This window comes from Phocaeicola sp. RTP21359st1_B8_RTP21360_211022, assembly GCF_040911965.1.
Classification (GTDB): Bacteria; Bacteroidota; Bacteroidia; order Bacteroidales; family Bacteroidaceae; genus Phocaeicola; species Phocaeicola vulgatus.
Genome location: NZ_JBDFXP010000013.1, coordinates 23,768 through 49,649, shown reverse-complemented (window position 1 = coordinate 49,649; position 25,882 = coordinate 23,768). Strand labels below are relative to the sequence as shown.

The 25,882-nt window shown below is 42.6% G+C and carries 17 protein-coding genes, 1 tRNA gene and 1 pseudogene; 1 reads left to right on the top strand and 18 read right to left on the bottom strand.

The window, feature by feature from the left end:
• Window positions 1-96 precede the first annotated feature (96 nt).
• The 10 genes from AB5062_RS08560 to AB5062_RS08515 form a co-directional block, all read right to left on the bottom strand.
• Complete coding sequence (locus tag AB5062_RS08560) at window positions 97-270, bottom strand: histone H1 (RefSeq protein WP_005843810.1); 174 nt, start codon at window positions 268-270, stop codon at window positions 97-99.
• A gap of 169 nt (window positions 271-439) precedes the next feature.
• The gene (locus AB5062_RS08555) at window positions 440-1,939 is read right to left on the bottom strand and encodes an L-lactate permease (protein ID WP_032953253.1); all 1,500 of its coding nucleotides are present in this window, start codon (window positions 1,937-1,939) and stop codon (window positions 440-442) included.
• A 261-nt stretch (window positions 1,940-2,200) separates the two neighbouring features.
• A complete protein-coding gene (locus tag AB5062_RS08550; RefSeq protein ID WP_005843805.1) occupies window positions 2,201-3,487 on the bottom strand; it encodes an O-acetylhomoserine aminocarboxypropyltransferase/cysteine synthase family protein in 1,287 nt (428 codons plus the stop codon).
• A 267-nt stretch (window positions 3,488-3,754) separates the two neighbouring features.
• Window positions 3,755-4,243, bottom strand: a complete 489-nt coding sequence (locus AB5062_RS08545; protein ID WP_011965710.1) for a DUF4625 domain-containing protein — start codon at window positions 4,241-4,243, stop codon at window positions 3,755-3,757.
• Complete coding sequence (locus AB5062_RS08540; RefSeq protein WP_011965709.1) at window positions 4,240-6,399, bottom strand: TonB-dependent receptor; 2,160 nt, start codon at window positions 6,397-6,399, stop codon at window positions 4,240-4,242. Before AB5062_RS08540 ends, AB5062_RS08545 begins: the two co-directional genes overlap by 4 nt.
• 48 nt (window positions 6,400-6,447) lie before the next feature.
• On the bottom strand, window positions 6,448-6,810 hold the full coding sequence (locus AB5062_RS08535) for a hypothetical protein (protein ID WP_011965708.1): 363 nt from the start codon (window positions 6,808-6,810) through the stop codon (window positions 6,448-6,450).
• Between the two features lie 138 nt (window positions 6,811-6,948).
• The gene (locus tag AB5062_RS08530; protein ID WP_011965707.1) at window positions 6,949-7,962 is read right to left on the bottom strand and encodes an inorganic phosphate transporter; all 1,014 of its coding nucleotides are present in this window, start codon (window positions 7,960-7,962) and stop codon (window positions 6,949-6,951) included.
• Window positions 7,963-7,978: 16 nt separating this feature from the next.
• Window positions 7,979-8,626 carry a DUF47 domain-containing protein gene (locus AB5062_RS08525; protein WP_008667234.1) on the bottom strand — a complete coding sequence of 216 codons (648 nt, stop codon included), beginning with the start codon at window positions 8,624-8,626 and terminating at the stop codon, window positions 7,979-7,981.
• A gap of 39 nt (window positions 8,627-8,665) precedes the next feature.
• Entirely contained in the window at window positions 8,666-9,310 is a 645-nt protein-coding gene (locus AB5062_RS08520; RefSeq protein ID WP_005843792.1) for a DedA family protein, read from the bottom strand.
• Between the two features lie 132 nt (window positions 9,311-9,442).
• On the bottom strand, window positions 9,443-9,868 hold the full coding sequence (locus AB5062_RS08515) for a hypothetical protein (protein WP_005843790.1): 426 nt from the start codon (window positions 9,866-9,868) through the stop codon (window positions 9,443-9,445).
• Window positions 9,869-10,059: 191 nt separating this feature from the next.
• On the opposite strand from AB5062_RS08515, the gene AB5062_RS08510 reads away from it, so the two are divergent.
• The gene (locus tag AB5062_RS08510; protein WP_032938873.1) at window positions 10,060-10,530 is read left to right on the top strand and encodes an Lrp/AsnC family transcriptional regulator; all 471 of its coding nucleotides are present in this window, start codon (window positions 10,060-10,062) and stop codon (window positions 10,528-10,530) included.
• A 24-nt stretch (window positions 10,531-10,554) separates the two neighbouring features.
• Here AB5062_RS08510 and corA read toward each other — a convergent pair whose 3' ends face one another.
• The 8 genes and pseudogenes from corA to AB5062_RS08470 all read right to left on the bottom strand — a co-directional run.
• Window positions 10,555-11,595 (bottom strand): magnesium/cobalt transporter CorA, encoded by a 1,041-nt coding sequence (corA, locus tag AB5062_RS08505; protein WP_005843785.1) that lies wholly within the window; start codon window positions 11,593-11,595, stop codon window positions 10,555-10,557.
• Window positions 11,596-11,788: 193 nt separating this feature from the next.
• Window positions 11,789-11,861: transfer RNA gene (locus AB5062_RS08500), tRNA-Lys, on the bottom strand.
• Between the two features lie 170 nt (window positions 11,862-12,031).
• Window positions 12,032-13,111: a linear amide C-N hydrolase gene (locus AB5062_RS08495; protein WP_032953233.1), complete on the bottom strand. Its 1,080-nt coding sequence runs from the start codon at window positions 13,109-13,111 to the stop codon at window positions 12,032-12,034.
• Between the two features lie 213 nt (window positions 13,112-13,324).
• Window positions 13,325-15,556: a DUF5703 domain-containing protein gene (locus AB5062_RS08490; RefSeq protein WP_032953234.1), complete on the bottom strand. Its 2,232-nt coding sequence runs from the start codon at window positions 15,554-15,556 to the stop codon at window positions 13,325-13,327.
• Between the two features lie 12 nt (window positions 15,557-15,568).
• On the bottom strand, window positions 15,569-16,993 hold the full coding sequence (locus tag AB5062_RS08485; protein WP_085930955.1) for a sialate O-acetylesterase: 1,425 nt from the start codon (window positions 16,991-16,993) through the stop codon (window positions 15,569-15,571).
• A 17-nt stretch (window positions 16,994-17,010) separates the two neighbouring features.
• Window positions 17,011-20,241: a glycosyl hydrolase gene (locus AB5062_RS08480; RefSeq protein ID WP_032953235.1), complete on the bottom strand. Its 3,231-nt coding sequence runs from the start codon at window positions 20,239-20,241 to the stop codon at window positions 17,011-17,013.
• A 147-nt stretch (window positions 20,242-20,388) separates the two neighbouring features.
• On the bottom strand, window positions 20,389-23,229 hold the full coding sequence (locus AB5062_RS08475) for a glycoside hydrolase family 2 TIM barrel-domain containing protein (protein ID WP_032953237.1): 2,841 nt from the start codon (window positions 23,227-23,229) through the stop codon (window positions 20,389-20,391).
• A gap of 84 nt (window positions 23,230-23,313) precedes the next feature.
• Window positions 23,314-25,881, bottom strand: a pseudogene (locus AB5062_RS08470) (glycoside hydrolase family 2 TIM barrel-domain containing protein); the annotation flags it as partial.
• Window position 25,882: the final 1 nt, after the last annotated feature.

Below are 25,882 nucleotides of genomic sequence, written 5' to 3'. Positions count from 1 at the left end.
TCAATTATCCCCCGAAATAAAAGCAAAACCTGGTAGAAAATAAGAAAGCCACCCCGAAGGATGGCTTATAAAAATCTTTAAAAGACGAATGAAGGATTATTTAGAAGCTTCCAAAGATGCTTTTCTAAATTCTTTCATCAGTTTTTCCAATTCCAATGATGCTTTACGTGCGCGTGTTCCTGCAGCTTTGTTACCTTTTTCAATCTGCAATGCTGCATCAGACATAAAAGCTTCGTTCAATTCTTTGATTTTAGCAATTAATTCGTTCATGTTCTTTTTTTTATAAATTATAAAACGGTTCAAATTAAATTCTTTTTTGGCAATAAATCTCCTATCCATCTCTTTTTTTACGATTTTTCAACAGTTGATCCTCGTTTACAGGGTATTTCAATCCGTAACAGGCAATATTAAAACGCCCTCTTGAATTTACAAACGATTATCAGCTGAAAATATAAACAATCACTCCGGTTATCAACACATACGCCAATGCATATGGAATGGCGGATTTTAGGATTTCTCCTTCTTTTCCCTGTTGGTTTCCGGCAGAAGTGGCAATAGCGATACTTTGCGGAGAAATTATTTTTCCACCTGTCGCCCCCACCGTATTGGCTGCCGACAACCAGTCGGGACTTACTTGAATATGCCCGGCCACATTAGCCTGTAATTTGCCGAACAAAATATTTGAAGAAGTGTCACTGCCCGTAATAAAGGTACCCAGGCAACCTATAACAGGGGCAAACAACGGATAAAGACTTCCTGTAGCAACTGCCAAAGCAGTGGCTATAACTGAAATCATACCTGCCGTATCCATGATAGTGGACAAACTCACCAGACAAATTACCGTGATAAAAGTTTTCTTTAACTGCTTTACCGTATTCCAGAGTACAGCAAACAGCTCCCATATCTTGGCTCCCTGTATCAGCCCGCCGACAAACGTGCCTACAAAAAGTAAAACTCCCGCATGGGTCAGCCAAGAAACCGTATAATTCATAGTTGAATCATTAATCGGAAGACTGATACGGGTCACCCAATTATTTTCAAGTGTTGTACGTAAACCGGGAAACAACGGACTAGTCAGAACAATCAAGAACAAGATAAGAAGATAGATACTCCACGCGTTCAGTACCTCTAGCCCTTTCAATGTGCTTTTCCTTACTTTTTCCTCTTTAGAAGCAGTCAGTTTGCCATAGGCCACAATAACAATGATGGATAAAATACTTCCAATAATAGCCGGAGATTCCGCCCCCATATAACGAGCGGCAACATACTGGCTGCCTAACGACACACCACCGACCAACAAAGACAGGAAGATATTTTTAGGTAAGGATCTTAACTTCGGATCGGTCAGGAACAGCAATACGAAAGGAATGAGAAACATCAGTACCGAAAGCTGCAACACGACATTGGCGCTTAGCACCAGCACATCCAGATTCGTTTCTTTCGCCAATACCAGGACCGGTGTACCAATAGCCCCAAAAGCAGTAGCCACACTATTGGCAATCAAACTGACTGTTGCCGAAAAGACCGGTTTGAATCCGAGACTGACAAGAATCGCCGCAGGTATAGCCACTGCCGTACCAAATCCTGCCATAGCTTCAAGCAAGCCGCCAAATCCCCATGTCAACAGCAATACCTGAATACTTTTATCGGTAGAAATAGAAGAAAACTGTTGCTTGATAATCTCCATTTTTTCAGTCTTCAATAAAACATTATAGCTGAATATCGCCATCAAAATAATAATCAGAATAGGAGAAACAGCTTTCAATGCACCATACAGAAAAGAAGACAGCAAATCGTTTACCGGAAAATGAAAGCCGAAAAAAGCAATCAGCATAGTAACGACAAGGGAAATCACACTACTTTTGTCACCGGACATTTTAAAAAACGCCATCAGGATAATTAATAGCAATACCGGAATAATAGCAAGGACTAGATTCATAACCATTGTATTTAAGTTAAAGAAACGGTATCCATAAACTCTTAAATTAAGCCTTTGAAACCCCACTTCCGCAAAAATTCTTTTTTTAATAACAAAAAAGAATCCTATTTGGATTAATGATCTATCCTTTTTTATCAGTAAAAATAAAGTAATGCCAGAAGCATGTATAATGTATCTTTACACAAACCTCCGGCATACACTTCTTATCCATATATTGATTTTATATTGTAGTAATATTCCTTATTCTATTAATATATCTTATTAAATTCCAGCTAATGCCTGATCCAAATCGGCCAGCAAATCATCTATATGTTCCGTACCTATTGATAAACGCACTGTCCCCGGATAAATACCCTGTTCCGCCAATTCTTCCGCATTCAACTGGGAGTGAGTGGTACTGGCAGGATGGATAACCAATGACTTCACATCGGCGACATTGGCCAATAAAGAAAAGATTTCCAAACTATCGATGAAACGATGTGCTTCTTCCTGACCACCTTTCACTTCGATAGTGAAAATAGAACTAGCTCCATTGGGGAAATAACGCTGATACAGAGCATGGTCAGGATGTTCCGGCAAGGAAGGGTGATTTACTTTCTTGATCTTCGGATGATTTTTCAAATGCTCCACCACTTTCAACGCATTCTCTACATGACGTTCCACACGCAATGAAAGTGTCTCCAATCCCTGCAACAGAATAAAAGCATTAAACGGACTGATAGTTGCACCGGTATCACGCAATAAAATAGCACGAATACGGACAGCATAAGCAGCCGGACCTGCCGCCTCTACAAAACGCACCCCATGATAGCAAGGATCCGGTTCTGTCAGTTGAGGGAATTTACCTGATGCCACCCAGTCAAATTTACCTGAATCAACAATCACGCCACCCAGTGAAGTTCCATGACCACCAATAAATTTTGTAGCGGAATGTACCACAATATCTGCTCCGTGCTCGATGGGACGAATCAGATAAGGAGTACCAAAAGTGTTATCAATAATCAAAGGTATGTGATGGCGATGTGCTATTTCCGCCACAGCCTCTATATCTATAATATTCGAATTAGGATTCCCCAAAGTCTCGATAAACACCGCCTTTGTATTCTCCTGAATAGCTTTCTCAAAATTAGAAAGATCACCAGGGTCCACAAATGTAGCAGTCACACCATAAGTCGGCAACGTATGCGCCAGCAGGTTATAAGTACCTCCGTAAATAGTCTTTGCAGCTACAACATGATCACCTGCACGAGTAATGTTCTGAAACGCATAAGTAATGGCAGCAGCCCCGGAAGCTACCGCAAGTCCTGCCACTCCCCCTTCCAATGCAGCCACACGTTGTTCAAAAACACCTTGTGTGGAATTAGTCAGACGCCCATAAATATTACCCGGATCTTGTAAACCAAAACGTGCGGCTGCATGTGCCGAGTTATGAAATACATAAGATGTAGTCTGATAAATAGGAACTGCACGAGCATCCGTAGCCGGGTCTGGCTGTTCCTGTCCTACGTGAAGTTGTAATGTTTCGAAATGTAATTTTTTTGTAGCCATAATCTTTATCTTTTTAAAGTTATATATTTCTGTTTTTACCTGTTGCAAAGGTATTAAAGGCAGTTATATCAAACAAGATATACTAAAAATAAAGAAAATAGAGCTACAATTATCACTATTTATAGAACAAATATTCTATTTACAAACGGATTATTACCTCCTGGAAGAAAATTATTCTTTGGCGACATCTAACAAAATAAAGTGACGGCCGATTCACATCGACCGCCACCAGACAATTAATACACACAATACGATTAATACAAAAAATCACTCATGATCATGTTCCGTTTCAGTACCTCCATCCGCACTCAAGACAATATTACGAGCCACTTCTGTCTGATTGCCCGCCGCATCGGTACACCATACCATCAGATGATAATCTCCGGGAGCAGCATCGGCCGGAATAACAATATCATGATGATGTACTTTTGTATTCTTCAAACCGGAAACATCATATACCTTGTCAAAAGTAAAAGCTGTGTTTTTCTCTCCGGCTGCCCGGGAATCATGTCCGTGGTGGTCAAAATTATTATGAATATTGATTTTATACGATCTCAACATCACATCATCTGACAGATTCATTTCAAAATGTACCCCTTTCCCATTACCAATTTTCAACACCGCTCCCTCTTCGGGTTCTATCAAATCGATCACGGGCTTTGTTACATCCCCTTTTTCATCATTATCACACGCAGGCAGACAAACAGAGCATATAGCCAAAAAGCTGATTACAAGAAAATAAAATTTTGTTTTCATTTTAATAATTGTTTAAATGGTACTTTAATCGAAATCTGAAAGCTTCTTCCCGGTTCAGGGATTTCCACTTTCCTATAAAAACTCAAATGATTGTAATATTTCACATCCGACAAATTACGAATGCCCAAAGATATTTCAATATCCGCCTTGGCCATAGGTATATGAATACTTCCACCCAGATGAATCAAACAAGCTCCGGGTGTGCGGTCTTCATTCCTCGCTATACGGTTCTGCGAAGCTATACTTTGAAGTTCAGCATACAACTGAAAATCCTTTTTATTCCATGTCAGAATATTACGCATGGATACAGGAGGTGAAAAACTTAAAGCCGTATGTTCGTCACGATTATAAGTATAGACATACTCACCGACTAAACGATAATTAAAATGGCGTAGAAAATCCATATTGAAATTTATCTCACCACCCATGAACAAAGCACGTGCGCCACTATATTGATAAATCTGTCCAGCATGGGGCAATACAGACCATTCTCCCATAGGGCGCAAATAAATATAATTATCAAACCAACTGGCAAAAGATGAAACAACCAGTTCCATTTTTTTATAAGCCAAGGTATAGGAAGCATCAATCTGCCATCCTTGTTCCGAAGAAAGAGTGGCATCCCCTTTTTCATGACGGAAAGTTCCGTGATGCACTCCGTTGGATGCTAATTCATTGACTCCCGGCAAACGGAAGCTACGTCCCACATTCATCTTCAGAAGATGACCGGCAGCGGGTGTCCACACTACTCCCGCCGAACAGGAATAATTACCATAAGCCCTGTCCACCGGATAACTTCGCCAACGATATGCCTGTATTACCTCTTCTTCATATCCCTGTCTGTGCAGATACTCCACCAAATAAGGATCTTCGAATGCCGCTATATCAATCCTTCCCCGATCATAACGTATCCCACCAGTTACAGACAACTGATTATCCAATCGGAAAGTCGTCAGCCAAAAAGCTCCGGTAGTAAAACGCTTGTATTCCGGTAGCAGAAAAGAATATCCGCCAATCGCATTTTTCTGTATCTGCATATTCCACCCTGCCATATGCTCCCAGGAAGAAGAGCTGGACAACCGCAGCTTCAGAGAGGAGCTGAATGTATGCAGTTTGAACACCAGTTCCCTATCCGGATCCTTTGCAGGCATCATCTGAGTGTCATAATGGGTATGGAAAGCACTCCATTCCTCCCGATGATTGAACTGATAGCCGAAATCACCTGAAAGTTGTATCCCATTCCAAAGATACTGTTGATGCGTGGTTACTTTAAGATGGTTCACTTTGCTATAAGGCAATTCAATATTACGGCTGTTCTCATCATCCTCCAAACGGGAAATATCAGGAATGCCATGAGCACCGAGAAAGAAGCCCATCTTCTGATAAACATTGCTCACAGCAATATTCATCTGATAAAACTTCTTTCTATAATCTCCCATGACAGAAACATTGCGCTCGAACCCAGCGGTGTTTTTCAGCTTACGACCGTAAACAGGCACCAACTGGGTAAGATATACAATGGTATCGACCGGTACATGATAATCTCCATAGTGCTGTTCTGAAAAACGTACTCTGACCAGCCATGCATTCTTCTCAATACCTAGCATCAGTGAACCGCCCACAGTGCCGTTCACTGATTTTCCCAATAAGGCAGCCTCACCAAAAAATCGGTTCTCTTTTTGTGGAAGCAAAGGAAGGATTTCGATGACACCTCCCATCGCATCACTGCCGTAGAGCAGTGAAGACGGACCTTTCAGAATCCGTACCTCGTCTACATTAAAAGCATCAATTTCCAGTCCATGGTCGGCCCCCCATTGTTGCCCCTCTTGTTTTATTCCATTTTCGGATACGGCAATACGGTTGAATCCCAAACCACGAATCATAGGTTTGGAGAATCCCGCACCAATATCCATCGAGTGTACACCGGGAACATTTTTCAAAGTCTGTACCAAATTACCGGTAAAATGCCGGTTCAAATAATCTTTCTGAAACAACTCGAGTGTCAGGGTAGTCTTTTTCTCCTGAGCATGTCGGTAAGATCCAGTCACCACCACTTCGGATAAATCCACACTTTTAATCGTATCAGAAACTACCTGTGCATTTGAAAACAAGGTAAAAAACATTCCCAGCGTACCCGAAACATATCTGATACGCATAAATTACAATCATTTGATGTTGTGAATAAATAAAAGATACTATGTGAATCAGCAAACGGGAGGTGCACGCAGATAATAAGGATAAGATTTAACCTGGCAAACCTTATCCACTGTTATTTTCGGCTGATAATCAAAAACCGGAAGAACAATATGAAGTTGTAATGTTTCAACTTGTGTAAAAGGTGAAAGTGTGAAATTGCACACGGGACACTGATGAGAGGAATCATGAGAATTCCCACTATCAGAATGGCAAACGGCATCTTCTTCATGGTGGTGAAAAGTCTTCACCATGAAAAATGGCATAAGCGTCATTAACAACAGCCATGCTATAAAAATCCTGCCTTTTGCGTTTTCTCTCATTTTTGTGTTCAGTAAGACCACTACAAAAATAGAAACAAATAACAAACTCACAATAACATTTTATATTTATTATTAGTTTCATCCACTTTTTACCTACAAATGGGTATGTATACAAAACCGAGGTAACTTCCCAGTCACCTCGGTCACGACAGATCTTTATTTTCTAGAACAGCCTACAATCCGGTCATTCTAAAAAAGAGTAACCACTCCGTAAATAACAGCGGCCAATATTCCACTGACAGGAATAGTCAACACCCAAGCCGTCATCAGGCTTCTTGTTATTCCCCATCGGACGGCTGAAAGACGCTTAGTAGCACCCACTCCGATAATAGCTCCTGTAATGGTATGGGTTGTACTTACAGGTATTTTCAAATATTCTGTCAGATACAATGTAAATGCGCCAGCAGTTTCCGCAACAACTCCCTCCAAAGGAGTTACTTTGGTAATCTTAGTTCCCATGGTTTTCACAATCTTCCATCCGCCTGACATCGTTCCTAAAGAAATGGCAGTAAAACAAGAAAATGCCACCCAATCCGGCAAATCATTGATACTATTTATTCCCATTCTTAACCCTTCCGAATGAGCAGCGATCAGGGCAGCAGCAATAATACCCATTACCTTCTGGGAATCATTCAGTCCATGCCCTATACTGAACAAAGCCGAAGAAACAAGCTGCAATTTCTTAAACCACATCTCAGCCGTATTCGGATGTGCACGACGACAAATGTGAAGGACAAGCAACGTAAATCCAAAAGCAACAACCATCCCTATAAATGGTGCCAAAAAGATAAAAACAGCAATCTTCAAAATAATATTGAGCTGAATGGCATCAAAACCATGAGCCATAATAGCAGCACCGGCAAAACCTCCGATCAGCGTATGCGAAGAAGAAGAAGGAATCCCCTTCCACCATGTAAACAGATTCCAGACAATAGCTGCAATAACCCCCGAAAGAATAATCGGCAAGGAAATATACTGTTCCACTACTGTCTTGGATACAGTATTGGCTATTCCGAACCCTCCGATTATACATTTAGCAATAAAGAATGCAACAAAATTAAAAAATGCCGCCCATATCACCGCTTGGAACGGAGTAAGAACCTTGGTTGACACAATGGTGGCTATTGAATTGGCTGCATCATGAAATCCGTTAATATAGTCAAAAATCAAAGCCAAAGTAATAATAATCACTAATAATTCCATATTGTACCTTCTGCTTTTATGCGTATTTCACAATCAGGTTTCTCAAGATTTTTCCTACCCGTTCTGCCGCATCGGTCGTTTTCTCCAATTCATGCATTATCTCCTTGATCTTAATCAGTTCTATGCAATCCTTTTCTTCCTCAAATAGTTTCTTAACAAAGAGTTCATATACATCATCCGCCTGATTCTCTATGTCATGCAATTTTGTACAACATGCTCTTAATTCAGTAGGCTTTTTACGGAAAATTTCCAATTCGTCCATTGCCTTACTTATATAAACAGCCGCTTGCTGTATCAACAAACTCAACTCTTTTCCACTATTAGCAATGGGATGGGGATTATAGATCGTGATACGTTTGGCGCAACTGTTAATCCCATCTATTACATCATCCATAGTTGATGCCAAATCGTGAATATCCTCACGATCAAAAGGGGTTATGAAAGTTTTTCCCAATTCGTCAAAAATTAAATGAGTCTGCTTGTCACCTTCACGTTCCATATCTTTGATGCGTTTGTAATAGTCTTCTCTCTCTTCCGGCTTATCATGCTGCATGCTTTCTACCAATAAATCCGATGATGAGGTCAGGATTTCAGACAAACGTTTCAACATAGGGAAAAACTTAGGTTCTTGAGGTGTAAATCGACTAAAAAAAGAATTTTTCATAAATGTAATTTGAATAAATTGTTTTTGATATGTTTGATTTTAGTAATGGCGAGTTTTCCACTTATTCCTGCCTACTTCTATAACGGCAGGCAATATAGAAACGACAATAATAGCCACAATCAGCAATTTCAGATTTTTCTGTACAAATGGAAGATCACCGAAAAAATAACCGGCAAAACAGAAAATACCAACCCACAAAGCTCCCCCTATCAGATTATACACCATAAAATAATAATAATGCATTTTGCCCATACCTGCTACAAAAGGAGCAAATGTACGGACTATAGGTACAAAACGGGCAATAATGATGGTCTTTCCTCCGTATTTTTTATAAAATTCATGTGTTTTTTCCAAATGACTTTGCTTAAATATACGGGAATCGGGATTATTGAAAAGTTTATTTCCAAAAAAGTGTCCTATCATATAATTACAGGAATCGCCCAGCACAGCTGAAAGAAATAAAACCAAAGCGAGAATATTAACTTCCAAAGGCATATCGGGCAAAGCCGAAATAGCTCCCGCGACAAAAAGCAAAGAATCTCCGGGGAGGAATGGAGTGACAACCAATCCCGTTTCGCAAAAAATGATTATAAACAGTATGACATAAGCCCAAGTATGATATTCTTGAACAATATCTATCATATATTGGTCAATGTGAAGTATAAAGTCCAATAAAAATTCCATTATATATTAGTTATTAACATATAACACCGTTCATAAAAGAAACAAGCATCCACCCCAGTTCCCATTATGAAAATATAAAAACAAAAAAATGTAAGATATAAAAAACAGACCTTGCCGAGAAGAAAAAATAAACTAAATAAGAATACGCCTCAACTGATAAATATAGTATTCACTGGAATATTGAGTAAAATAAAGAATAGGTGAAAAAGAAATTTGCTTTTCTTCAGGAAGAAGTACTTTCAAGAATCTGGCCAACTTGGCTATGACGGAAGCAGAGGAATGAGTTCGCAGAATTTTAGAAGAGCACAAGGTGCGAAAAGAAAAAGAGGTAGCTGTACCGCCGATACCGACTTTATAAAAATGGTAGCTTTCATTATTTATCTCTTTTTTTTCCTGCCCATTATTACTTTCAGATATGTTACACAACGCCACCGCACTGTTTTCCAAACCAACTGTACGAACCACATCGTGCTCCTGTCCGCTATCAAATGCGGAACCAAAGCCCGCCAACAGGCATACACCTAACAAGATATAAAAAAGATATATATACTTTGTCATAGCAACTGCAAAGATAAAAAGTATTTTTGAGAGATAAAATCATTCTGCCCTTTTCTTGCATTCTCCGACAAAAAAAGAATATAACCCTGTACTACATTTCCCGAAAATTTCTCCGGAATCTAAGATAAATGCAATATATTTGTATTGACAGATATGAAAATAATATCAACCTCTTGAAAGAATATTATTCTATGAGTACTTTAGAGAAACTTGACAAAGTAGATTTGCAGATACTACGTACCTTGCAAGAAAATGCCCGACTGACCACCAAAGAACTGGCTGCACGGGTAAGCCTTTCCTCCACTCCGGTGTTCGAACGCCTCAAACGATTGGAAAATGGAGGATATATAAAAAAATATATCGCTGTATTGGACGCTGAGAAACTAAACCAAGGCTTCGTGGTATTTTGCAGTGTCAAGCTAAGAAGACTGAACCGGGACATTGCTGCGGAATTTACACGGATAATTCAGGATATCCCTGAAGTAACAGAGTGCTATAACATATCAGGCGGTTATGACTATTTGCTTAAAATACACTCCCCTAATATGAAGTATTATCAGGAATTTATCCTCAATGTCTTGGGCACGATTGACAGTTTGGGTTCACTGGAAAGCACCTTTGTAATGAATGAAGTAAAACATGAATATGGGATTCACATTTAAGTAAATCCCATCCATCCTCTCTCATCAATACCATTTTTTACGCTTAAAATAGAAGTAGATAACTGCTACTAGTATCAACATCAATGTCCATGCAAATACATAGCCATACCGCCATCCCAGTTCAGGCATCCATTGGAAATTCATTCCCCAGATTCCTGCCAGAAAAGTCAACGGAATAAATATAGTAGAAACAACAGTCAGCTGTTTCATGATGCTGTTCATCCGTCGGTCATTATTGGAAAGGTAAATATCTACCAAAGCTGAAATCATGTCACGGCAACCATCTAAAGTTTGCAATACAAACTGCAAATGATCATTGACATCATTAAAGAAAGGACGGCTTGCTTTGTGCAACAAATCATTATCGATCGGATGCAACAACTTGCTGATTTCCTCCTTTAATGGTAAAATACATTTCTTTATTACACGAAAATTACGACGGTATTGCTGTATATTTTCAATACCGAGCATATCAGCCTGTTCCGGCGAAAGCAATTGCTCTTCTAAATCCTCTAATCCGTCTTCCAATTCCGAAATGATGGATATAAAGCTGGCCATCACACTGTTTAGAATAACACTGAGCAGGAAATCAGACTGCCGGCTACGTATTTTCAACACATTCTTTTCCAATGCCGTATTTATATCATTCAGAAAGTCTGTTTCCTTTTCCATAAAAGTCAACAGATAATTTCCACCTTGCACAATGGCTATTTGTTGTGGTACATAGCCATCATCATTAGAAAAAAGTAACTTCAAAATCACTACATTATATGTATCATGCTGTTCTATCTTGGTCTGATGGTCGGAGTTCAAAATATCTTGTATCGTCAAAAAGTCGACATTAAAATTCTGACAGACATGCTGTATGACCTCCGTATTCTGAAAGCCATGAATTTGTATCCAGTTTATAGCATTCTTATTCAAATAAGGGATTAAACTATCTATATCTTTCCCATCCTTCATACAAATACTTTCAGCATTATAACTGCACAAATGCAGATGCGTAGGGGTACAACTGACACCAATATAAGCAAGTTGCTCACTTAGTAAATTATTCTTCGCCATAGTTTCAGTAATGAATAATACAAATATAATTCTTTTTTAAAAGTTCAACTGTGTTCTCTACAAAAAAGAAAAGATTCCCCCAAATTTTCAAACTGATCCCCGTTTAACTCTCGGTTTAACTGAACCATGTAAACCAGCACAATTTGGGCATAAAAAAAGAGAGCTACTTTAGTGTAACTCTCTGATTTTCAAGTGATCCGCTTGGGGCTCGAACCCAAGACCCCAACATTAAAAGTGTTGTGCTCTACCTGCTGAGCTAGCGAATCAATCCTTTATTATTGCTATTCTTCCGAATTGCGAGTGCAAAGGTACAGTTTATTTTTGTATCTGCAAACATTTCTAGAACTTTTTTCTAAAAAAATGCATTTTATCCATTATTCATTCATTGCAATTAAAACTTCCATGTACTTCCGCCAACAGTTTCCAAGCCCTTACACTATTTCACAATAATCTCTTCTACAGGCTGTTTCAACTCCTTATCCAATGGATACGACTGATACTTCACTTTATCAAAATCAATCTTCTTCATACTAATACAACGAATATTGTTATTGTATGCTGTTTTATAATACACTTTCCTGTTTGTCAAATCAATAGCCGAAGTCCATTGTGTGGCACTAGGAATATCAGGTGCTTTCCCTAACGCATATTCTATACCAATAGGAATATCAAAATTATTCAGGATATGAAAGCTTTGTAATATAGCGTCATACGCTGTAGGACACACCGGAGCTGTTGCCTTATAAAACGCTACACGAACAAAACGGGATGGAGGAGTTACATCCCCCGGAATACCATGAAATCCGGCACCTGCGCCAAAAGGGAAAATAGTCACCCCACCCCATTGCTGTGGAGTGACAGCTCCCGGATATAGATTTACATAATTATTCAAGTTAATCACCTGCCATGGAAAATCGGGAGAATTGGTGAGTACTCCTACTTTATTTTCATAAAAATAAGGAACACCACCTACAAATTCCAACACCATTTGATTTCCTTTAGCATCGCCAATGCGCCAATGTACCGTAGAACTTTTACCAGGTTTATCAAGAGACACCACCTTCACCCCTTCTATAGCTTCTCTCACTTCGTCTATAGTAGCAAATTGGGAAAGCATCCAGTTCACCACCTGCAAATCCGACAAAGTAATTGCATTTTGAGCCTCATCATATTCTTCATACTTCCCATAATGGGGAAAATAAAACAATCCAGCCGAAAGCCCTACTTCATTCAGTCCTTCAGCCACAAACTCTTTCTGAATGATAGCCAGTCCTACCAGACCATATTTAGCCCGAAATCTCAAGCCATTTACACCCGTTGGAGTATAAGATACCAAATCCTGTCCTCTGGGAACAATAACATATTCACTCGGAAGATAACTGTCCCCCCACTCTATAGTACGTGCCTGCACATATCCGCCATCTTCAGCGAGGAATGAAATACCGGTACATGCCGATCCGCTTGCAATGCCTGTCAGCAATAAGGCCAAAGCTATCAAAATCTTTTTCATAACCATTTTAAATCTATTTATGATAGTAAGAACAAAGCATCGGACATTTTAGTTCTTGTTTACTCAACAAAGATAACCAAAGCCATCAAACAATGTTCCGGCACTGATTGCCATACAAATAGATAAGAATAGAAAAACAAAAGGAGTGACAAGTTCCCAATCGAGTATATACAAAGAAGTAGGAGGTGAATTTACAAAACACACCTCCTTACCCTTAAATTATTTATTCAGCAAACAATTTACTACATCTTTCTCCCGTTCTTTAGGATGTACGGTCAAGCCAACCACCATCCCCCCTTTTAGAACAGCCTCTACAGTAGTCTGTCCTGTAGCATGCAATTTGAAATGCACATCCCAATCTTTGGGCCAAGCAGGAAACAATAAAATCTTTCCATCGGCTTCCTGCAACAGCATTTCCTGCATACCTATCATACCGCTGCCTCCCCAGTTATGATCAGGCGTCCAGTCATAGCCCGGTCCCCAAAAAGCAGGGAAACGATGAGGCCCGTTTGCCATTTTCTGTAAGGCAAGTTGTGCAGCCTCCTCGGTCATACCCAGACAAGCCGCCCAGATATTATCTTGTTTCCATCCGGTATGTGAACGGAATTTCTGTGCATCGGGATCATATAGATAGGTATTACGGGCTATTTCCAGACCTTCCTTCCCCACTCCATACATACGCCAGGGAAATACAGCATAAAGCTGGGGAGTTTCTATATTGTTCACCCGTTCCCAAGCCTGTGCCGGAGCAATCATTTCCTTCCCATCCACTATGCGCAAAGGGATCTCAGGAATACGTGCCAGCATGTCCGGTTTACGTCCGTAGGTTTGTAAAACAGAGCGCAGCGCGGCAATGGTTGAGGATGGATTATAAGCCATCTTATAAGTTTCACAAGCCGATCCCGGATAAATCACCAGTTTGCCGTTACCATCTAAATCCTTACGTCCACGCTGTAATGCCAGTTGACGATAATGCTCATCAAAGAAATTAAGTGAGCTTTCTATCAAAGGGATATAACGGCTGATATCAGCCTCATTATAACGTGCCGTTTCCAGTATCATCTGACAAAATTCAAGAACCGTATCCCATTCGTATTCCAGCCATGCATTATATTCCAACCCCCTGTCATAGCTTTCAGGACGTTTAAAGCCATACTCGGCAGGATTGGGCAGACCGAAGTTCTCCATTTGTTCGGTGAAACAGGCACCGGCATGTCCCCAATAGGTACGGGTACGTGCTTCGGCTGTCGGCAACAAACGCAGATAAAAGTCAAATTGTGATTTCATCAAGTCAAAGTCACCGCTTTTCAGCATGGGCCAATAAACCAGACGCTGATTCTGTGCAGTCATGGTTCCTCCTCCCCATTTCCGGAAATCAGGGGTAAATTCCATTTTCTGATCTACATACATAGGATCAAAAGTAAACAGTCCCCCGTTAAACTTGGTAGGCCACTGACTATAGGCGTTACACCCCAACATATAGCGGAACAGTGTATAGTTACGGATAGCATCTCCCGCTTCACCTTCCCCCTCAATAAAGCTACGTTTCCAAAAATCATTCCACCAACGGCGGGTAGCCTGTTTGTCTTTGGATACATTTATTTCCTTCTCAGTGCGGGCCAAGGATGCTTCCCATGCAGGAACCGTACTTTGTTCCGTATTCAGAACAATCCGTGCAGACTGCTTATAAGTAGGTTTCTTGCTTTTGTACATCCATGCCAGATACTCAGTACCTGCATAATGTCCACGGCGTGTACCGTTATAAACCAGATTATCACCTGATAAACGCCCCCCAAAAATCAAATTCTTCAAAGGATTATACAGTTGTTCCTTCACTTCATTCATTCCCTGCTGGTCCACTACCACATCAAAAATAGTACGTTCAGGATTGCGATGAAAAAAAGTAAAATTATCTTCTTCCACACAGACAGAGTCACGCCTAGTCATCAATCCATCAGGAATGGCCCATTTGTAAGAGCATTGCTGCCCTTCCCCTTTACGCACCGGACGATCTTCATAACGCCAGCTTTCAAAATTCACACGCATGGAAGTCAGTTCCTTCGTTTTCACCTCAACATGTACCACAGGATGAAACACATCCACCCAAATAATTAGAGTGGCATTATCACTACTTACGCTGACATAGCCATCATTAAGATGCAGAGTCTGCCGAAAAGAAGCCGTTCCGGCAAAAGGGTTCGGAGTGAGCCTCACACGAAACCGACCCTGCTTCAGCAGACAGTTATTCTCGTCAAAAGAACCACTACGACTAAGGTAGAACAGAACATCGTCATTCTCTACCCATACATTCATGCCGATATCACCACCCCCGCAAGGCATGGACTCTGAAGCATTCCGGCTTTGAGTATTCCAAACCAAATTGGCAGGCTGTCCCCACAGAAACTGCCCGCCAATAAACACTAATAATAAAAACGTAAAGATATTCTTCATTTTTTTCTGTTTTTACCAGTCATCGGAACGGAAAGACGATACAGGTAAATCTTCACCAAACAAATCTCCCTCCACATAATTCTCGAAGCCATAACGAACTGCCACCGGATGAGGTACTCTCTCGCTCTTTACAAGCATTTTACTTCTCTGTATCCACGCTTTAGCAGGATAAAAAACCCGATCTTTACCTGCAACCTGAAAGTTATATGATTCAAAACGGTCTTTACAATTTATCCACATCGGTGCCCGATCAAAACTGACTATTACCGTATCATTCTTTACTTCCATTCCTGTATAGTAAGGACTTTCGGCCGTAACACCTTTCATTCCGTAAGTTTTTACCAATGCCAAACGCGCCAGACGTTCTCCTGCCACCTTCTTTTTACCCGGATGAATCCCCGTTTTCATTCCTGCGTCCAACAATACAGCCATACCACTATTGCCCACCCGGTGTTCTACCATAGCTTGTTGTTCGCGAAGATAAGCAGAATTTATCACATTCTTGCCAGGCTCAGTAATAATTCCATAATCATAAGGTGCAATTTGACAATAATAGAAGGGAAATTCCCCTTGCTGCCATTCTTCGCGCCACCCGCGTATCAGTGCACTGAACATATCGGCATAAGTAGAAGCCCGGTTATAGTTATCTTCCCCCTGATACCAGATAACTCCACGCATGGCTAATCCGATGAGCGGATGAAGCATACCGTTATAGAGTACAGTCGGAGTACGGTTCTTTGACTTGATATCGGCTTCCGATTGGGGAATCTTTGCTTCGGGAAATGCCTTCAACCAATCCGGATGCATCCAGGCTTCACAGGCAGAACCTCCCCAAGAAGCCACAATCAAACCCACAGGTATATTCAACTGCTGTTGTATCATCCGACCGAAGTAATAAGCAGTAGCACTAAACTCACGCACAGTTGCCGGAACAGCTTCCTGCCAGGTTCCCACCACATCTGTTTTCGGAGTAAAAGAGGAAGAACGCTTTACGGTGAACAGGCGGAGTTGCGGATTACGGCTGTTCATCACATCTGTATTGCTATTCTCCACCGGCTGGTTTTTAAAACCTTTCATGGGCATTTCCATATTACTCTGACCGGAGCATAACCATAATTCTCCCATCAGGATATCACGTATTTCGGTCAGCTTTCCATCATCAAAAGTGATCGTGTAAGGGCCTCCGGCAGAGGGGGTGGATAAAGCAAGTTTCCACGCGCCTTTTGCATCGGCGGTGGTTTTATAGGTTTGTTTATCCCAACTTGTTGTAATTTTCACCGGTGCATTGGGAGTAGCTGTTCCCCATAAATTGGCACGAGTCTGCTGTTGCATCACCATGCCGTCTGAAAAGAAAGCGGGCAATTTCACTTCCGCATTTGCCGACAGGCAAGTCAACCATGCCCAAGCAATGCCCAGTAGTAGTTTCTTATTTTTCATGTTATGTGTGATTAGCATTATTCTTTAGTTTTAAAAAACTCGCAAGGTCCCATCCATCCGGCAGGTAACAAACCATCTCCGGGCAGACGGAATTTTGCATTCGTCCATATCCCCTCAAAAGGCGCTTTATCCTGATCTGCCCCACGGAGCGCATTCGCCCAGGTATTCACTACCTCCACTTCCAAGACATTGGTTCCGTTACGAAGCGCATCGGTAATGTCCACTTCGTATGGAGCTGTCCAAGCCGTACCGCATGCAATGCTGTTGACACGTACAGTCGCTACATTGGCTACTTTACCCAACCGAAGAATAATTCTTCCGTCCTGTTCATTCTTCCATCTGAATAGCCCTCTGTAAGTGGCATGTCCGGAATAATATCTTATTTTTTCATCCTCTTCCTTACTCCAGTCAAATAATACCGGACGAGTGACAGTTTTGCGCACGGAAGGGAATGTTACTGTCCATTCCTTGATCGATATGGATACAGGTTCCCTTTCGGTCCGTTCCAGAGAAACTTCTGAAGATTCTTTGGGGAATACGACAAATACAGAGCCATTGGCAGGCAAAGACAAAGCGACTTCGGTACGGCCGTCCAATTCTTTCCATTGTGCCGGACGGGTAATGGTTCCTGTTACCGCATTCCACAATTCAGGCGTGCGCCCTGCAATGCGGAAAGAAGCGTTGAATGTACGCAAACTGTCCACCTGATTAGCCACAAAATAAATCTCATACTCTTCCCCGCTCCGATGAGTATATGCCACATCAGCAGGAAGAAGTACATCCCGTTCCACACCGAAAGAAGAAAAATCATCTTCCCGATAAGGCAATTGCGGAATAATGACACCTGCCGCGCGGAGTTCCTCTACTTTTGCCTGTGCCTCAGGAGACAACGGCAGGTTATCAGGATTCATAGGACGGGCTGTAGGAAGCACCAATACTTTATAAGAAGCTCCTCCCGGAAGTACCATTCTTCCATTCTCCGCTTTTGCCAAACGTAACAGAGCGTCTTTGTTAAAAGAATCGTAGGCATAACCACGCATCGGGTTCACCCAGTCTTCGGGATCGGCCATGTTTGCCGAATGGGTAACACCGACAGGACGCACACGGGTGGGTTGACCTTCATTAGCCAGCCGAATCCGTTCGCTTTCCACCCGTTCGGCTCCATAGATACCGGGAAGCATCGAAACTAACCGTTCGGGCAAAATGGAACGTCGCGGCATCTCTTCACCGGTAAAGACGGCGATATCAACCACCGGATGACCGTATTGCAACAAAGTCTGGCAACGGGTGATGTAATCTACAAAAGATTTCCCTTCCTCCCACCAGGTCTGGTCGCGCTGGAAGAAGAGTCCGATGCCGTCCAAGGTCATACCGGGACGGCGGTTCATCCAAGGATTATGGGTATAGACATGAAAGAAGAGTTTATTGATACCCAGTGCATAGTTACGGTCCAGCAAAGGTTTCAGCATGGCAGGGTCTTCATCCCATACGCCACGAATTTCAGTAAAGCCTTCGGCCTGGATAATATTCTTTCCATAAATATGCGCGCCACTGATGGCATCCAGCATATCATTGGGTTTATCGTGCGTAGGACTGTTCAGCCAAAATTCCCCCATAGGCAGATCCACTTTCTGATAATGCATCAATCCGTCACTGACCATAGTAGGAGCTACGCACTCGGCAGAGAACCGGCAATCGTATTGACGGGCACAGTCTGCCAATACAGTGTAGAACACATCAGTCACCAGTTCTCCGATGGTGGTACGGACATCCCGCAATATCTGTTCACTGCGGGCGGCGCTTTCCATCGGAATACCTGCCAGCAAAGGAAGATAAGGCATCAAATCATATCCACGGCGTTTCTTAAATTCCGCCGCGAAGTTATCACTCCAGTTCTGACTGCCACACTCCCAACTGTCTACGTGCATATATTTCAATACACGGCGTGCCACGGCCTCATCCGTCTTTTTGAACATTTCCGCAAACCAGTTCGAGAACTGGTTCTGAACAGCCTTGGTGCTGAACTTGTCGCATTCCAATCCTTTACCACCTCCGGCAGTAGCATTCACATGTCCGGTTGCCGTATGTCCCATGCGGAGAATACGCCATTTACCTTCGGGTAAACGGGCGGTCAGCCTGCCCTGATACAAAGGGAGATTGATCAACTCATCCGGCTGCACACAAGCCGCATCGGGTATTTCCGTCGAAGTAGTAGCAGTAGCCACACGCCACACCAGTCCTGCTTTTCCCTCCCACTGATGAATACGCGGAGCCGTATGAAGGACTATATCATTGATTTTCAAATTCGGTTTCCATTTGGCTGCATCCAGATCCTCACTACCCGGTTCGCTTCCCACGGGAGTCCACTCAAAACGGAAGTAACGGGCGGTAACAGGGGGGATGGCATGAGTAGACTGGAAATCCGTATTCTGCCATCCCTGCCGGGCAGGGACCAGTTGCTTCACTGTTTTGAACGTCCGTCCGTCCTCACTGGCCAATACTTTCAGGCGATGTGCCTGATAGTTATTTCCTCCCAAAATAATTTCCACGTTGCTGCAAGTCACAGGTTCTGCATATTCATACTGAATCCAACAAGGATAAGAGGAACGGAAAACTCCTTTCTCATCTCTGTTCACAGCTTTGGATTCATCTTTGATAACAGCCGATTTCAAATTACCGAAAGTTACCTTCGGCTTCAATGAAGTATCCTCAGGCTGACGCTCCAATGGAATGGCGTAGGTAACGATATCTTCATAATAGCCATCCAGTGCTTCGGGCATGGGCAAAGTCAAATTACGAATATTCCCACCGTTCACTATAGTATCACTCCATACCACTTTTTGCATCGACTCTTCGGGAGTTATCCAGGGACCTCCCGCCAAGGCAAAGCCGTCACAGATATGCATTCCCAGTTGCATTCCCAGCCTGTCGGCCTCTTTCATACTATGAGTGACCATACGCCACCATTCGGGGGTAAGTTGTTGAGCTTTTCCTTCGTATTGAGGTCCTTGCTCCACTCCCTTGATAGGCATCAGATAGGCTCCACCCAAACCTACACGGTGCATGGCTTCCAGATCGGCGGTAATCCCTTCGGGAGTTACAGCGCCAAACATCCAATACCAGAAAGTCCAGGGACGAGCTTCCTGTACGGATGAATTTACAAACTGTTGCCGTAAAGCGGATTGTGCTATCATCGGTTGGAATCCGGTTGCCAGCAATATGGATACAAACAGATGTTTTATCTTCATAAGCTATTTATTCTATATTTAATGATAAACGAATAAAGTTGTAATTTGTACTCAATTTTTCAAATATAGAGAGTTCAAGCCAAATAAAAAAAGAAAAGGGAAGAATAAACAAAGTTCCTCTTCCCTTTACAATCTATTTTTTCACTGTTATTCAAATTTTAACGTGATACTTCCCCCATATGCTCCATCAGCCCAAAATGCTTGTGAAGACGGACCTATCAAATCTGTCGTATTCACTTTATTACGAACCGGAGGAATTACTTTCATCAGACTGATGCCGGTAGCCGGGAAAGTATAAAGCAAGCCGTCACGACCGTCGCGAGGCTGATAAACCCCTACATAATTCTGAGGAGTACGGTTACAGATACTTATCGTTCCTTCCTGTGTTTTCAAAGTCATCCATTGCACATTAGCAAAGTACCCTTTAAATTCGGGATAAGTAAAGCTTTCGGCAGGAATGGGATCATTATACTCATTTTCCCATACGCCCAACTGCGGACCATGCAGACGGTTCTGCCATACACGGTAAGGACCGTCACCTACCCAACGCTTGCTCAACACTTTATCTTCCGGATAATCAAACATCACCCCCATCAAATCCACTACACCGCTGAAGTTGTATGTAAAGTCTATAGCAGCGGTACCGTCAGGAGCGATAGTCCATACAGCCTGATCAAAACATCCCAGTTTGTAGTTAGCGGTAACCACTACGTTATTGCCTTCTTCACGCACGGTAAAACCTGTAAAACGACCGGCATCATCAAATGTAGTGTATTGGGTTTTCTTCTTTTCAGCCTCTTTGTCATCATGGTTATAAAACTGGTCCATAGAACGGTCCGAACGCTTGGCGGCAATAAAACGAGGACCATTTGCCAGACTGATGATACGGCTTCCAACCTTTACCCCCTTCAGTTGTCCGTCTTTCTGAGAAAAAGTAAATGTACGTCCTCCGGCATCCACCGTCAATGCATCGGCAGTTTCTTTATAAGAAGGCTTGTTTCCGGCAGAAGCCTGCTGCAATCCGGCAACGTCGTCCAGTTTATAACTCCACGTAAAGAGATCATTCCCCTGCTTATCCGTTACTGTCAGCATCAAAGCATGGGCCCCCTTGACAGCCGCAGGAATAGTCAGTGTACCCGCACCGTGAGCAGGAATGTCGGGACAGTTCACCTCTCCCTGTTTCATCACTTTCATTCCCCCCTTATCGGTTACAGAAGGCAATTGCACATATTTATAAGTGAAACGGCATGTATTCGCATTCAGGAAATCGTAACGGTTCTCTATTTTCAGTTTGCCGTCAAACTGACTGTCAAGGCTATCGGTCATGATTTGAATAGGACACCACACCTGCTTGATGGTAAAGTAACTGCCCTCTTTTTCGTGATGCGGACCTACAATGCCATCGGCTCCATAATTGCCGCAGTTGTCAATGAATCCATTCATATCCACACGCTTCACGCCCTCATCGGCCAGTACCCAAAGGAAACCTCCGGCACAACGGGGATGCTTACGCATCATTTCCCAATAATCATACAGTCCGGCTCCGTGTCCTCCATCGTACAATCCATGCAGAAACTCGGTCGGCATAAATATTTCCGGCAGACGCATATAGTTCTGGCTTTCTCCGTAAGAACGATAGTGCATGGTTTCATATCCACTGAAGTTGCCTTGCGGATGAAGCACCGGACGTTTCTGAGGATCATATTTATGGAATTCACCATCCAGTTCAGTATTCCAGCCTTTTTCATTACCATTGCTCCACCAGATAATACACGGATGGTTCACATCACGGGTAATCATTTCTTTTACCAGCTTCTGCCCGTTGATGGTTTCGTGCTTGCCATGCCAGCCGCTTAACTCATCCATTACATAAAGCCCCAGCGAGTCACAAGCTTCAAAAAATTCGGGATCGGCAGGATAATGACTCAGGCGGACGGCATTCATGTTCATGCTCTTGATCAGCAATACATCTTCAATGTTCTTTGCCTTGCTCAGTGTACGTCCGCTTTCAGGACGGAAACTATGACGGTTCACCCCTTTAATCATCACACGCCGACCGTTGATATACAATCCGTCACTTTCACGTGTTTCAATGGTACGGAAACCAAATTTCTGATTTTCAACATGCAGTGTTTTGCCTGCTTTATCAAGCAGGGTAAAGGTAGCCTGATACATGGCCGGAGTTTCAGCCGTCCATAATTCAGGAGATTTTACTGCGAAATTAATCGAAGCATGGTCGCTGCCCGTACGGACATCCGAAGTATTTTCGGCCACTTTTTTCCCTTTAGCATCTGTTATGACAGTATGTACCCTAGCACCTTCTACTGCCATATTCAGAAAACAATCGGCATAGAAATTCCCATCCGCCTTCGCATCTATTGCCAGACGATCTATATTTTGAGCCGGTTTCGCCACGATAAACACAGGACGGAAAATACCTCCGAAATTCCAATAATCAGCACGGCGTTCTGCCAAATTAACCCCTGCATTCGCACTTTCCTTGCTTACAGTTACTTCAAGTACATTCTTTTTTTTCGATCCGAAAAATACCCGGTCACTCACATTATAAATAAAGCGGTAAAAAGCTCCCTGATGCATGGAGCCGGCTTTACGACCGTTTATCTTTACCTGCGTATCAGTCATAGAGCCTTCAAATACCAGCTCTATCTGTTTACCATTCCATTCGGCAGGCAACTCAAATTCATATTTATACAAACCTTGTTCGTCAGCTACTCCTTCAGGAAAAGCCTTACCATAGAATTTCATGCCATATTGATAAGTACCGAATCCTTGTAGTTCCCAACAGGAAGGTACTCCGATTTTCGTCCATTTTCCGGAATTATTACCACCGGTACACATGAAATCCCATTGTACCATATCATCACAGCCACGTCCTGACAAGTATTGGCGTTCTGTTTTTACGGAAGATTGCGCCAACAAACCTGCCGATAAAGCAAGGAGTGATAAAAAAGTTGTTGCTCTTTTCATTTTGATATTTGATTTTTAATTTAATTCTATATTTCTGTCTGCCACCGGAAAGATATGTCGCCTATTCAAACCTTTTGCCATACATCACTTTATAAGACTGAAGCGTACCCGCAAAGTATGAGGTTTCTGCTTATCAATGGCGTATTTCTTCAGCACTCCCGGACCACAACTACTGTTTCCTAAACCTAAGACCGCAGCATCCAGGCTGAGAACAACCTCCTTTCGTGGTTTCAAGTCACAATCATGAGTTGTTTTATAAATATCATCCACGGTATAATGTAAGGCAGAAAATGAAAATGGCCGGTCTATGGCTGTCACACGGACGCCTTTACCCTGTTTATTGGTTAGAATCACCTCGGTAACATCCTCGTGATTGCCACTGTCCTGCGGACGGGGGTAATGTGTGTACTGTTCACTCACCTTGCTGTTCCATCTACCTATCAGACAGGACGTCTTACGGTCGGGATAGTTTTCCCACGGGCCACGACCGTACCAGGAAAGGTTCTCGTATTCTTCTCCCAGTACAAATGCACTACCCAGACGAGGCAATTCCGGCAATTCTCCTTGTGGCAGATAAGTCTGTTCCAGATCTACCGTTCCATCCACATATATTTTATAATGGGAAGAAACACGGATGCTACCTTTGGCATAACGATATTCCACAACCGATTTCTTCGATACGGTTCCATCTGTTTCCTGAGTTTCCGTTTCGGGAGTAATTACCTCTACTTGAGGAGCATCCAATCCCTGATTCTTCCAATCCTTGGCCAACCAGTTACCGAAACTTTTATCATTATCCGTCGGAGCACGGAAAGCTTGAAAATAACTATCTTCCCATAAATCCAAAACAGAAAACTTACTTTTACGTTTACCCGGTTGTACACCGTCAGCCACCGCCATCAAATGATCATTCAAGGCAAACTGTTCCTTTAAAATCTCATGCCCGGCTTTCGCCCATAAAGCATCTTCTTTCAATACTATACTTACATTCAATCGAACATCAGCCTGTTTATTAATCTTAACATCGGGCAAAGCCATCGTTCCTGTTTCACCGGGTGCCACCGATAGAAGCGCCAGTTCCCCTTGTTTCATCTTCTTCCCGTTCTCTATCAAAGTCCACAGACAGCGATATCCTTCCAGACCAATGTGATGATTGCGGTTCGTAACTCTTAATCCTTTGGGCAAAACATCTTGTTCTTTTAAAAAAACATCTTGTTCTTTTGGAAAAACCTGAAGATCTTTTTCCATTTCCAATTTAACCGGAGCATATACTTTCTTCACCTCCCAATATTTGGGCGTAGTTTCGCGGTCACTCATCACCACACCATTAAAACAGAAAGCCTTTAAATTAGGCCGATCACCAAAGTCACCGCCATACGCCACCATCCGGCGGCCATCCGGCAATATCTTATAAATACCTTGATCCACCCAGTCCCATATAAAGCCGCCCAGCATACGTGGGTTACTATAAATCTCATCCCAATATTCCTTGAAATTACCTAAAGCATTCCCCATGCAATGTGCATATTCGCTGGTCATCACAGGACGGTTATCATTCGTGCGTTCCGCTATTTCCAACAAGCGTTCCCAACGTGCGTTCTCCGCCCGTTCCTTGTCCTCCCCTTCGGGAATGCCGGGATTCAGGTACTCCTGTTTCACACGGGTATAAAAACGGCTGATTACATCCACTGTTTTCGGGTCGGGTTCTCCGTTTACTCCCTGAGCTCCTTCATAGTGTACGGGACGTGTAGGATCAAAATCATGCAGCCAAGCCGAAATAGCAGCAAAATTAGGTCCGTAACCACTTTCATTTCCCATGCTCCACATCACTACCGAAGGATGATTTTTATCGCGTTCCGCCATACGTACCGCACGATCCAGAAAAGCAGCGTGCCAATCGGATGTACTAGCCAATGTTCCACGTAATCCGTGCTCTTCTATATCCGCCTCATCCATCACATACAGTCCCAAGCTGTCGCACAGTTCATACCAACGGCTCACATTGGGATAGTGACTGGTACGGACTGCATTCACATTGGCTTGTTTCATCAGCAATATATCCTGCAACATCCTCTCCTCACTCATCACGCGTGCCGTATACGGATCGTGTTCATGACGGTTTACCCCACGAAAACGGACCGAATTACCGTTAACCAACATTTGTCCGTCCTTTATTTCAATACAACGAAAACCTACCGGCTGCTCCACTTGCTCTATGGTCTGTCCGTTTGCATTCTGTAAACGAAGTTCCAACTTATATAAATAAGGAGTTTCGGCTGTCCAACGTTGCGGAGATTTTATAACGGCGGATATACGTCCCATCTTACGTGGACCACGTTGCGGATACCATTCATTCATCCGTGCCGCCTTATGCTCCAAATCCAAGATATCTTCCACATTGCCAACCATATTCACTACTTCCCTTCCATCCGCATCCTTCAGCACCGCCTGCAACGTATAACCTTTACCGTCCATTCCCCGGTAAACGCTGAGCTGCGGATCAATCAGCAGTCGGAAATCTTGATAATTCCCCTGAACAGCAGGCAGAGTGCGCACTACATAGTCACGGATACGGATATCCGGAGTATGCACCAAATGAATACTGCGATGAACACCTCCAAAACGCCAAAAATCCTGATCTTCCAGATAAGAC

Excerpts from the sequence above, each read along its gene's own strand:
- AB5062_RS08475 (WP_032953237.1), bottom strand. The coding sequence starts at position 23,229 with ATGAAAAGAGCAACAACTTTTTTATCACTCCTTGCTTTATCGGCAGGT.
- AB5062_RS08480 (WP_032953235.1), bottom strand. The coding sequence starts at position 20,241 with ATGAAGATAAAACATCTGTTTGTATCCATATTGCTGGCAACCGGATTC.
- AB5062_RS08510 (WP_032938873.1), top strand. The coding sequence starts at position 10,060 with ATGAGTACTTTAGAGAAACTTGACAAAGTAGATTTGCAGATACTACGT.
- AB5062_RS08540 (WP_011965709.1), bottom strand. The coding sequence starts at position 6,399 with ATGCGTATCAGATATGTTTCGGGTACGCTGGGAATGTTTTTTACCTTG.
- AB5062_RS08490 (WP_032953234.1), bottom strand. The coding sequence starts at position 15,556 with ATGAAGAATATCTTTACGTTTTTATTATTAGTGTTTATTGGCGGGCAG.
- AB5062_RS08560 (WP_005843810.1), bottom strand. The coding sequence starts at position 270 with ATGAACGAATTAATTGCTAAAATCAAAGAATTGAACGAAGCTTTTATG.
- AB5062_RS08520 (WP_005843792.1), bottom strand. The coding sequence starts at position 9,310 with ATGGAATTTTTATTGGACTTTATACTTCACATTGACCAATATATGATA.
- AB5062_RS08515 (WP_005843790.1), bottom strand. The coding sequence starts at position 9,868 with ATGACAAAGTATATATATCTTTTTTATATCTTGTTAGGTGTATGCCTG.
- AB5062_RS08555 (WP_032953253.1), bottom strand. The coding sequence starts at position 1,939 with ATGAATCTAGTCCTTGCTATTATTCCGGTATTGCTATTAATTATCCTG.
- AB5062_RS08525 (WP_008667234.1), bottom strand. The coding sequence starts at position 8,626 with ATGAAAAATTCTTTTTTTAGTCGATTTACACCTCAAGAACCTAAGTTT.
- AB5062_RS08495 (WP_032953233.1), bottom strand. The coding sequence starts at position 13,111 with ATGGTTATGAAAAAGATTTTGATAGCTTTGGCCTTATTGCTGACAGGC.
- AB5062_RS08550 (WP_005843805.1), bottom strand. The coding sequence starts at position 3,487 with ATGGCTACAAAAAAATTACATTTCGAAACATTACAACTTCACGTAGGA.
- AB5062_RS08485 (WP_085930955.1), bottom strand. The coding sequence starts at position 16,993 with ATGAAAAATAAGAAACTACTACTGGGCATTGCTTGGGCATGGTTGACT.
- AB5062_RS08530 (WP_011965707.1), bottom strand. The coding sequence starts at position 7,962 with ATGGAATTATTAGTGATTATTATTACTTTGGCTTTGATTTTTGACTAT.
- AB5062_RS08545 (WP_011965710.1), bottom strand. The coding sequence starts at position 4,243 with ATGAAAACAAAATTTTATTTTCTTGTAATCAGCTTTTTGGCTATATGC.
- corA (WP_005843785.1), bottom strand. The coding sequence starts at position 11,595 with ATGGCGAAGAATAATTTACTAAGTGAGCAACTTGCTTATATTGGTGTC.